Source organism: Bacteroides timonensis, from assembly GCF_000513195.1.
Classification (GTDB): Bacteria; Bacteroidota; Bacteroidia; order Bacteroidales; family Bacteroidaceae; genus Bacteroides; species Bacteroides timonensis.
The window spans coordinates 1-11,576 of sequence record NZ_CBVI010000068.1 but is presented as its reverse complement, the minus strand read 5'-3'; the positions used below and the strand labels follow the sequence as shown (position 1 = coordinate 11,576).

The 11,576-nt window shown below is 44.4% G+C and carries 6 protein-coding genes and 1 tRNA gene; 6 read left to right on the top strand and 1 reads right to left on the bottom strand.

The window, feature by feature from the left end; translation table 11 throughout:
- The first annotated feature begins 104 nt into the window (after window positions 1-104).
- The 5 genes from BN161_RS13235 (at window position 105) to BN161_RS13215 (ending at window position 9,444) form a co-directional block, all read left to right on the top strand.
- Window positions 105-1,058, top strand: a complete 954-nt coding sequence (locus BN161_RS13235; protein WP_044266987.1) for a D-2-hydroxyacid dehydrogenase — start codon at window positions 105-107, stop codon at window positions 1,056-1,058.
- Between the two features lie 80 nt (window positions 1,059-1,138).
- Window positions 1,139-2,251, top strand: coding sequence for an endonuclease/exonuclease/phosphatase family protein (locus BN161_RS13230; RefSeq protein WP_044266985.1), 1,113 nt, complete (start codon window positions 1,139-1,141; stop codon window positions 2,249-2,251).
- Window positions 2,252-3,223: 972 nt separating this feature from the next.
- Window positions 3,224-6,493 (top strand): TonB-dependent receptor, encoded by a 3,270-nt coding sequence (locus BN161_RS13225; RefSeq protein WP_044266984.1) that lies wholly within the window; start codon window positions 3,224-3,226, stop codon window positions 6,491-6,493.
- A gap of 27 nt (window positions 6,494-6,520) precedes the next feature.
- Entirely contained in the window at window positions 6,521-8,005 is a 1,485-nt protein-coding gene (locus BN161_RS13220) for a BACON domain-containing protein (RefSeq protein ID WP_044266982.1), read from the top strand.
- An 89-nt stretch (window positions 8,006-8,094) separates the two neighbouring features.
- Window positions 8,095-9,444 carry a DNA/RNA non-specific endonuclease gene (locus BN161_RS13215; RefSeq protein WP_044266980.1) on the top strand — a complete coding sequence of 450 codons (1,350 nt, stop codon included), beginning with the start codon at window positions 8,095-8,097 and terminating at the stop codon, window positions 9,442-9,444.
- Between the two features lie 186 nt (window positions 9,445-9,630).
- On the opposite strand, the gene ettA is transcribed toward BN161_RS13215, so the two are convergent.
- Window positions 9,631-11,328 (bottom strand): energy-dependent translational throttle protein EttA, encoded by a 1,698-nt coding sequence (gene ettA / locus BN161_RS13210; RefSeq protein ID WP_044266978.1) that lies wholly within the window; start codon window positions 11,326-11,328, stop codon window positions 9,631-9,633.
- A 146-nt stretch (window positions 11,329-11,474) separates the two neighbouring features.
- On the opposite strand from ettA, the gene BN161_RS13205 reads away from it, so the two are divergent.
- A tRNA-Lys gene (locus BN161_RS13205) sits at window positions 11,475-11,547 on the top strand.
- Window positions 11,548-11,576 lie beyond the last annotated feature (29 nt).

Below are 11,576 nucleotides of genomic sequence, written 5' to 3'. Positions count from 1 at the left end.
TCAGAAAGCAAAGTAAGAGAAGCAAATTCAACAAAACAGACCATTATTTGCATTATCCTAAATCTTTTCCCTAAATTTGCGTACTCACTTTAAATATATACAAAATGAGAATTGTAGTATTAGACGGTTACACCACGAATCCCGGTGATCTGTGCTGGGATAAGCTGAAAGAGTTAGGCGAGTGCACGATCTATGATCGCACCGCTCCCGGCGAAGTTCTTGAACGTGCTGCCGGTGCAGAAGCCATCCTTACCAATAAGGTAGTGATCAACAGCGAGACAATGGCTGCCCTGCCCGATCTGAAATACATCGGCGTGATGGCTACAGGCTACAACGTGGTAGACATCAACGCCGCCCGCGAACGCGGCATCATCATCACCAATATCCCTGCATACAGTACCCCCTCTGTCGGACAAATGGTATTTGCCCATATCCTGAACATCACCCAGCAAGTACGCCATTATTCCGAAGAAGTCAGCAAGGGAAACTGGAGCAAGAATCCCGACTTCTGCTTCTACGACACTCCACTCATCGAGCTGCTCGGAAAAAAAATCGGTATCGTAGGACTGGGACAGACCGGCTACAACACCGCCCGTATAGCCATCGGCTTCGGTATGAAGGTATGGGCCTACACTTCCAAATCGCGCCTCCAACTTCCTCCCGAAATCCGTAAAGCGGAACTCGACCAATTGTTCCACGAATGTGACATCGTCAGCCTGCACTGTCCGCTGAACGACAGTACCCGTGAACTGGTCAACGCCAACCGCCTCTCCTTGATGAAACCCACCTCCATCCTCATCAATACCGGACGCGGCCCGCTCGTCAACGAACAAGATCTTGCCAATGCCCTGAATACCGGCATAATCTACGCCGCCGGACTGGATGTTCTTTCCGAAGAACCACCCCGTGCCGACAATCCGTTACTCACCGCCCGGAATTGCTTCATCACCCCTCACATCGCATGGGCCAACTTTGAAGCCCGCCAAAGGCTGATACATATTCTTATCAGTAACTTAAAAGCATATATTGACGGAAAACCGGTAAATGTAATAAAATAAGCTACGAGTTACAAGTGCCTTCGGTATGATAGCGCAGCCCCTCGTAGCTTGTAACTCGTAGCTTGTAGCTTTATCACAACATGGGAAAATCAGAAATCAAAAGTTTATTCCGCAGCATTCCAGTCCTCCTGAGCATCGTATTGGCCCTTGTCACGATGATTGCTGCGTTCTCCGGGAACTTCGACCCCGCCAATTCAAGGTACATGCCCGTACTGGGATTAGCATTGCCCGCACTATTGCTGTGCAATCTGTTAGTCGCCATCTGTTGGGCATTCGCCCGCAGGCGCTGGGCATTCGTTCCCCTTGCAGCATTAGTTTTCAACTACGGATATATCCTTGCCATCTTCCAATTCAGCTTCACTAAGAAGATTCCCGAAGGCCACTACAGCAGCAATTATGCCGACGGATATCTGAAAATAGCCACCTACAACGTTGGCAATTTCGGAGGGGAGATTACAGGCTACTCCTGCAAGGAAATCGCCCGCTACATGAAAGAACAGGAAGTCGACGTCCTCTGCTTCCAGGAATGTGGTGACAACAAATACTTCCCGATGGACAGCATCCGCAACGTATTTTCCCACTGGCGCTACGCCTTGATCCCTACCGAGGATTCTATCCGCGGAGTACTTCCTATCGCCGTGTTCAGCCGCTACCCGCTCGTCAATCCCCAGTTCATTTCCTACCAGCAAAGCGCCAACTGTAGCATGCAGTGCGACATTATCCTGGGACGCGACACCGTCCGTCTGCTCAACAACCACTTACAGACCACCAGCGTCAGCCAGAACCGCCGGAAATGGGAACGCGGACTTGCCAACAGTAACGACACCCGTCGTGAAGCAGAAGTCGTGCAAGGCGCCATCACTTCCCTGCACGATAACTTCGTGAAACGCGCCGAACAAACGGACAGCATCCGCCAACTGGTAGTTGCCAGCCCCTACCCCATACTGGCCTGCGGTGACTTCAACTCCCTGCCATCCTCCTACACCTATGCCGAACTGTCCGATGTCCTCAAAGACGGCTTCCGCACCAGCGGTCGCGGCTACATGTACACCTACCGCTACTTCAAACGCCTGTTGCGCATCGACTACATATTCCATTCGCCCGGCATCCAAGGATACCGTTACTACTCGCCCGATCTGGACCTGTGCAGCGACCATAATCCGGTGCTGATGGAAATGAAAATAAAAAAATGATCGGAACAGAAATACAAACCTCGCCCTTGCCCATGTGGAGCTTATCAACGTCAGCGGACAAATCATCGCCTCATACAATACTCACAATATGGAAAACATCGATAATGTTTTCATCCTGCCTGTACGAAATCCAGCGCACAGTTTCTATTTGGTACGCACCTACAACCACTAAGATGGCTGTATCACCTATAAAGCAGTACTACCATAAGGCTGATGTGACAATAAGATAACAAAATAAAGGATTTAACTTCATAATATCTACTTTTGCCAATTATAGATAACAAGAGACTCTAACTAAAAGTCGCTTCCAGAAGAATAGAACCTTAGTTTATCAGAATTATATCATCTATTGGCATGTTACAGATGGTCTATTCAGCACAATTGCATCATCTATTCTGACTAAACGGATCATCTATTCCACTCAAACGGGCGATGTAATTTGAGAAATGGCTACACCCTTTGCCTCGTAGGGCTACACCTTCATCCCCAAAGGGTGATACCATCGCAGGAAAAGGGTGTAGCCATTCCGAAAAGCAGCTGATATTTTTCTATTTCGAAAGAGACAAGTGACGGAGAAAAATAATCATTTTTCAACAAAAAACAGTCGTTATATAATCATTAAGAATAAAACAACAAACATATTCCTTCTTAAACCTATCATCTCCCACTATTATAAGTCATATTGTATTCACCAAACAGGAAATCCTTGCATTTTTCTATATCACGAAAATCTTGATACGAAAAAACAGAACCTAAAACATTACGATTTACATTTTGTCATTTTGATATTACTCGTTAAAATAATCTCTATTGTAATTTCTTACAGCTTGAAATTACACCGTTTTCTCTTGACAATTACATTTTACGCTAAAGATATAATAAAAATTGTAACTGATATGTAATAGTAATCTGAAAGTTATTATTTAAATTTGCAACGTTTTTTAATAGTTTAATCATATTAATTAAAATCTCATGGCAAAAAGAATGCGATTCATTCTTTCCACAATTATGGTGATAGTTGCAATGACAGCTAAGGCTCAGGTAACTACCGCCTCATTGAGTGGAAAGGTAACAGACTCAAACAAGGAAGCCATTATCGGTGCAACAGTTCAGGCTATACACGAGCCTTCCGGGACACGATATGGCGCAATTACAAACATTGATGGTCGTTATACCATTCAAGGTATGCGGTCAGGCGGACCTTACAGCGTGGAGGTTTCTTACATCGGCTACCAAACAATGATGTTTAAGGATGTAACTCTTCAATTAGGTGAAGTCTACAATTTGAATGTACAGATGGCAGAATCATCTGAACTTCTTGACGAAGTAGTTGTTACAGCTCAAAAGACCAAATTCGCTTCCGAGAAGACTGGAGCAACAACCAACATTTCCAATACCCAGATTGCCAGCATGCCTTCTGTAAGCCGTAGCATTACCGACTATTCCCGTTTGTCTGCTTACGGTGGCAATGGGATGTCGTTTGCCGGAGCTGACGGTCGTACTGCCAACTTCACAATCGATGGTGCCAACTTCAACAACAACTTCGGTTTGAGTTCCAACCTGCCTGGTGGCGGTAATCCGGTCTCTATAGAGGCGATTGACGAAATTCAGATTGTCATATCTCCGTTTGATGTACGCCAGACCAACTTCATCGGTGGCGGTATCAATGCCATTACCAAATCAGGTACCAATACTTACAAAGGTGCAGCTTATATTTATCACCAGAATGAAAACATGCGCGGTGATGCCATTGATCGTGAAACAATCTCAGGTGCTCGCGAGAAAGACCAGTCAACTACATATGGTTTTACCATTGGCGGTCCGATAATCAAGAACAAGCTCTTCTTCTTTGCAAACGGCGAGTTGCAGAATACTCCTGCAATTGCCAATCGCTGGCGTGCTTCCGAAGACGGTGTGGCCAATGCAGATGCTTACATCTCACGTGCAACCGTTGCCGACCTTCAGAATGTGTCCGACATAGCAAGAGAAAGATATGGCTATGACACAGGCTCGTTCAGCAGCTTCCCGTCCGACAATAAGAATACTAAATTATTGGCACGTATAGACTGGAACATCAACAACAACCATCGCTTGGCTTTGCGTTATAACTATACCAAGAATACCGTATGGAATGCTCCTAACTCTTCCTCTATGGACGGTGGCTCTCGTATGTCGGGTGGCCGTACTTCACAGTATGCCATGTCGTATGCCAACTCCATGTATTCTATGGACAACTTGGTACATTCATTGTCTTTCGACCTTAACAGCCGTTTCTCTGCTACATTGTCTAACCAGTTTTTGGCAACATTCTCTAAGTTGGATGACGTACGTGGTACTAATTCCAGTATTTTCCCATTTGTCGATATCTTGAAAGACAATCAAAACTACATCTCTTTTGGTGAAGAACTTTTCACTTACAATAACGCAGTCCACAACACAGTGTGGAATATTAAGGATGATGTAACTTACTATACCGGCAATCATAAAATCATGGTTGGCTTGAACTATGAGCATCAAATGGCCGACAACCAATATCTCCGTAACGGTACAGGATATTATCGCTATACCAGCTTGGATGACTTTGTTCAAGGAGCTGCTCCGGAAATTGTATGTATGACTTATGGTTATAACGGTGAAAACGAACCGGCATCACGTGTTCAGTTCAATAAATTTGGCTTCTACTTGCAAGACGAATGGAACGTACGTTCCGATTTCAAGGTTACAGCAGGTTTGCGCTTCGATGGACTCTTCTTTGACAATAGCGACTTGATGACCAACAATGCTATTCTTGATTTAGACTACAACGGTCGTCATATCGATACCGGTAAATGGCCCGGAAGCTCATTGACAGTATCTCCTCGTATAGGTTTCAGTTGGGATATACTTGGCAACAATACTTTGAAGCTGCGTGGTGGTAGCGGTTTGTTCTCCGGACGTTTGCCTTTGGTATTCTTTACCAATATGCCTACCAATGGCGGTATGATTCAATATCAGGCGCAAATCAATGCCAAGAATGCAGCAGACAAAGGTTTCACTATGGATGAATTCAAAGGTGGAATCCTTTCTACAGAAGCTCTGAAACAAAAGCTTTATGATTTGGGATATCCTCAGACTATCAAACCGGAAGACGGTACAATTCCTTCAAGCATTTGCGGTGTCGATCCCGACTTTAAAATGCCACAGGTCTGGAAGTCTTCAATTGCTGTAGATTATACAGTACCCGTATCATTCCCATTGAACGTGACGGTAGAAGGAATCTACAACAAGACACTTAATGCCGCCATGTTGAGAGACTGGAGCCAGAAAGACGTAAACGGCTTTACACGCTTCAATGGTGCTGACAACCGTCCTGTATTCCCCTCTGACGCTACTTATACGAACGAGGCCGGCAAGAATCTGCCAAGTGCTTACATGCTTGAGAACACAAGCCGTGGTTACGGATGGTCGACCAGCATTACCGTGAACGCAACGCCTGCCAAATGGATCAATTTGATGGCTGCTTATACGCATACAGCATCTAAAGAGGTGACTTCACTTCCGGGTTCCAATGCTTCATCAGTACTTAACTACCTTTCTACATACGAAGGTGTCAACAACTTCCGTTTGCACAATGGCCTTAACGTTACTCCCGATCGTTTCATTGCAAGTGCCACTATCAACGACAAGAGCGGCAACCACTTTAGTTTGATTTACGAGACTTGGCGTGGCGGTTACAATTACTCTTACATGCTGGCCAACGACATGAACGGTGACGGTTACAATTACGATGCCATTTATATTCCTACAGACAAGCAAGTTGCCGATGGTTCATTCCGTTTCGTTAGCGAGGATGACAAGACACGCTTCATGGATTATGTACACAGCAACTCATACCTTAAGGACAATCAGGGTAAATATGCTGAACCTAACAGCCTTTATTCGCCTTGGGTACACCGTGTGGATTTCTCTTATAAGCACGATTTCAACTTGAATGTATGTGGTGCCAAGCACAAATTGCAGTTGAGCTTTGACATGAAGAACGTGCTTAATTTCTTCAATTCAAGCTGGGGAGTAAGCAAGCATTTGAATCCTGCTATTGGTGACGAAGCCCGTATCTTGAAGTACGAAGGTGTAGATGCTGAAGGTTATGCTACCTTCTCAACTCCTGAGTCTATAAATGGCAACATTAAGACTTGGACTCTCAACCATGCTATTGGTCAGTGCTGGTATGCTTCTATCGGCATTAAGTATTGCTTTAACTGATTATCAATTTAAAAATAATCGAAGAAAATGAAAAAATATCTTTTTATAGTACTTGCTGCTGTGATTTCCCTTTTCTCAAGCTGTGCTGAAGATGATGCAGCAATAGCTTTGTCAGGATTGAAGGTTTCACAGTCGTACATTGCATTGCCTGCTGATGGAGGTAGTACTGACATTACGATTGAATCGAAGGCCGAATGGGTTATCACAGGCAACGACAAGGCCGATTGGCTTACCATCTCTACAACTCAAGGTTCTCAAGGCGAAAGCAAAATCACATTCTCTGCTGCTGAAACTGTTGATGGCCGTTCAGTAGAACTTAAGCTGAGCAGTGCCAATGAAACTCAGAACTTGACTATCATGCAAGGCTTGCAAGTCATTTCGGAAGCTACTTGTGCCGAGGTAATAGCCGGTCCCGACAAGAAGACTTATAAAGTGACAGGTGTTGTTTCAAATATTTCCAACACCGTTTACGGCAACTGGGACATTGTGGATGCCACCGGTAAGGTTTACGTCTATGGAACTTTGGACGCCAAAGGCAATACGAAGAATTTTGCCAGCCTTGGTCTGGAAGAAGGTGATGAGGTAACAATACAAGGTCCCAAAACCACCTACGGTACTACAGTTGAGCTTGTTGATGTTACTGTGCTCAATATTAACAAATCGCTCATCAAGGTCGACTCTGTCTACAATGATGTACTTCCGGTTGAGGGTGGTATCTTCGAAGCATACATCATAACCAAAGGCAACGGTGTTTCTGTAGAAATTCCCGAGGATGCCAAAGAATGGTTGTCTATTGTCTCTATCGACCAGAAAGGTACAGATGCTTGCGTGAAGTTCCAGGCTGCCAAAAACGAAGGTGGCGACCGCTCGACGAGCATTACATTCCGTACTACTGACGGCAAGAAAGATTACACAAGCAAGACTGAACTTTCACAGAAGGGCGCTATTGTGGAAGCTACTGTTGCTGAATTCATTGCCGCTGAAGTGGGTGCTACACAATACCGCATTAGTGGTGTAGTGACCAATATTGCCAATGCCAAATATGGCAATATCTACATCAAGGATTTCTCGGGTGATGTATATATCTATGGTATCAAGGATTTTGCTGATTCTAATATCAAGGAAGGTGATATTGTAACTCTCGTTGGTCCACGTGCCGAATACAAAGGTACTCCGCAGATGACCAATGCCGTTGCAGAGGACGTGAAGAGTGTAAAAGCAGCTACTGTTACTGATTTCCTTGCAGCAGAAGAAAGTACTTCACAATATTACCAATTGACTGGTACTGTATCAAATATCGCAAATGCTGTTTATGGTAATTTTGATATTACAGATGAAAGCGGCAAGGTATATGTTTATGGTCTTCTTGCAGGCTGGAAAGGCGCAAGCAAACAGTTCGAATCACTGGGTATTGTTGAAGGTGATAAGATTACTATATGCGGTGTTCGTGCCAGCTACAAAGATTCCGCTCAAGTGGGAAGTGCATTCTTCATTTCTAAAGTGACTGAATAAAGAATTTTGTATAATAAAGTAAAATCCGCAATGTCATCTACATATACTGTGATGACAGCGCGGATTTCTTTTTCAATTTTATATATGATATGAATAAAAGATATTACAAATTGATTTTAGCGATTTGCTTGTTGCTGCCATTGTTCTGTGGATGTAGCTCAGATGATTCCTCAGAAATGAATGAACATCCCACTATCAATGACATTCAGCTCACCGAACAAGGTTCCAAGCGTGAAGTACTTTTTGCCATTGATAATGGCAAAGGCTTAACATTGGATGAATCAATCCGTTCGCAAATCAGTATTGCAGCAAATAAGACTATTTCCGGTGACGGATTCACCTTTTCAGAAGAATTTGATACTAATAATCTATCGTCACTTCCCGATTACTCCACCGTTAAGCAATGGAGTGACAAGGCTGTGGCAAAAGCAGAAACTTCTTATTGGGTACGCTATCAGCTTCCTTCACAAGTTGCGATGTTCAAACTTCGCATCGCATACGTTGATGGAATTAACGTAGGAGTGGAACATAATACCGCCCAAAGAATTGTGATAGAAAACAAAAATGCGAATGCATCCGCCCAAGGACAAAATTACGTAACAGAATACGAAATGCCACATCTGATGGAAGGTAATACCTACGTGGAGCATGAAGTTACGGCCGGTGGCAATAAGGTGCTTAACTATGCAATGGAATGGAACGACAACATGAAACATTCTCGCTGGGTTGCCTATAGCTACGATGCCATTACAGGGGTGAAAAATGTAACCAGAAGTGATGACGCTTGGGCGGTAGATCCATTGCTGCCGGAGAGTATGAGGGTTGACAATAGCTGGCATACCAATGATGGATTCGACCGAGGACACCTCTGTGCTTCCGATGACCGTTCTTTTTCTACAGAAGCCAATAAGCAGACTTTCTACTTCAGCAACATGAGCCCACAACTCAACTCATTTAATGGCGGTTACTGGGTTACCTTCGAGCAGTTACTCAATTCATGGGTGCGCAAGGACAATGCCTTTGGAAGTGTATACGATAAAATCTATGTGGCAAAAGGCGGAACGCTCGACAAGCTATTGATAAATTATAAAGGAACCAAGGCAGGAGGAGATGGAGTAATGCCCGCTACCGACTCAAAAGGTTTCACATCAAAAGGATTGCCTGTTCCACAATATTACTTCATTGCCGTATTGGCTCATCGCGCCAATCAGCTTATAGACAATGCTACATCATACCAGGCTATAGGATTTTGGGTGGAACATCGTGATGATTATGGCTATACTTTTGAACATCCGCTAAATAGGATTGATACCAAAGAAAAGGCCATCAGCATTGATGAACTTGAGAGCAAGACAGGCATCGATTTCTTCTGCAATCTTCCCGATTATTTAGAGGATGAGGTGGAGAGCAGCTGTAATGTTACCAATTGGACTTGGTAAAATGTAAAAGCGGACAGGTGCGCAGGTGGATAAGAAGAGAGAGGGAGATTTACCTATGGGTAACCTCCCTCCCCTATTCATTCTTTGAAATACTCAGATTCTTTATTTAAGTACACCTACTTATACATTAAAGGGAATAAAGCATTAACGAGACTATTCCCAACAAAGAGGGGCATCCCAAGTAAATCAGTCATTCATCAGCTTTCTATAACGTACACGGGTAGGTTCTTCTTTCCCTAAACGTTTCTGTTTATTTTCCTCATATTCTGAATAAGAGCCTTCGAAATAGAAGACATTGGAGTCACCTTCGAACGCAAGTATATGGGTGCAAATACGATCGAGGAACCAACGGTCGTGACTGATAATTACAGCACATCCGGCGAAATCTTCAAGACCTTCTTCAAGAGCGCGAAGTGTGTTCACGTCAATGTCGTTGGTAGGTTCGTCCAGTAACAACACGTTGCCCTCTTCTTTCAGAGCCATAGCAAGATGCAGACGGTTACGTTCACCACCCGAAAGTACACCGCAGAGCTTCTCCTGATCTCCACCGGAAAAGTTGAAACGTGACAGGTAGGCACGTGCATTGATATCACGTCCACCCATACGAATCAGCTCCGTGCCACCGGAAATAACCTGATACACGCTCTTGTTCGGGTCGATATCGCTATGTTGCTGGTCGACATAAGCTACCTTTACGGTCTCTCCTACTTCAAACTCTCCTTTATCTACCGTTTCCAGCCCCATAATCAACCGGAACAGTGTTGTTTTACCCGCACCGTTAGGACCGATTACACCCACAATGCCGTTGGGTGGAAGCATGAAGTTGAGATCATCAAACAGAAGTTTATCACCATAGGCCTTTGCCACATGTTTCGCTTCAATAACCTTATTTCCAAGACGCGGACCATTAGGGATAAAGATTTCAAGTTTTTCTTCTTTCTCCTTGATATCTTCATTCATCAATTTATCGTAAGAATTCAAACGCGCCTTACCTTTCGCCTGACGTGCTTTAGGAGCCATACGCACCCACTCCAACTCACGTTCCAACGTCTTGCGGCGCTTGCTGGCAGTCTTCTCTTCCATTTCCATGCGCTTGGTCTTTTGCTCCAACCAGCTGGAATAGTTACCTTTCCAGGGGATACCTTCGCCACGGTCGAGTTCAAGAATCCAGCCTGCCACATGGTCGAGGAAGTAACGGTCGTGGGTTACGGCAATCACCGTACCCTCGTATTGCTGCAAATGTTGTTCCAACCAGTCGATGGATTCAGCGTCAAGGTGGTTGGTAGGTTCGTCCAGCAACAGTACATCGGGTTTCTGCAACAGCAGGCGACAAAGAGCCACACGGCGACGTTCACCTCCCGAAAGATGTTCTACAAGCTGATCTTCGGGCGGACAACGAAGAGCATCCATAGCGCGTTCCAGTTTACTGTCGAGATTCCAGGCATCAGTTGCATCGATGATATCCTGAAGTTCTCCTTGACGAGCAAAAAGCTTATCCATCTTGTCCGCATCCTCGTAATACTCCGGCAGACCGAATTTCTGGTTAATCTCTTCGTACTCAGCGAGTGCATCCACAATGGGTTGTACACCTTCCATTACAATTTCTTTTACGGTTTTCGTAGGATCCAGATAAGGTTCCTGAGCCAGATAGCCCACTGAGTAACCCGGTGAAAACACCACTTCGCCCTGATAAGACTTGTCCAACCCGGCGATAATCTTCAGCAAGGTAGATTTACCGGAGCCATTCAGACCGATGATGCCAATCTTTGCACCATAAAAGAACGAAAGGTAGATGTTCTTCAGCACCTGCTTGTTGTTCTGCTGAATGGTCTTGTTCAGCCCTACCATAGAAAAGATAATCTTTTTATCGTCAACTGTTGCCATAAAGTTTTTTAAGTGTATTATATTAATAATGTATATGCTATTCCCATTCGATGAATATTGGGCAAAGATAACAAAAAAAGAGATATTCTTTTGCATTTTCAAAAAATGTCTCTATCTTTGCGCCCGCTTAACAGCAATAAAGGATTGATTCAGTAGCTCAGCAGGTAGAGCACAACACTTTTAATGTTGGGGTCCTGGGTTCGAGCCCCAGCTGGATCACTTAGGAGAAAAGACAATACTCCGCCAAA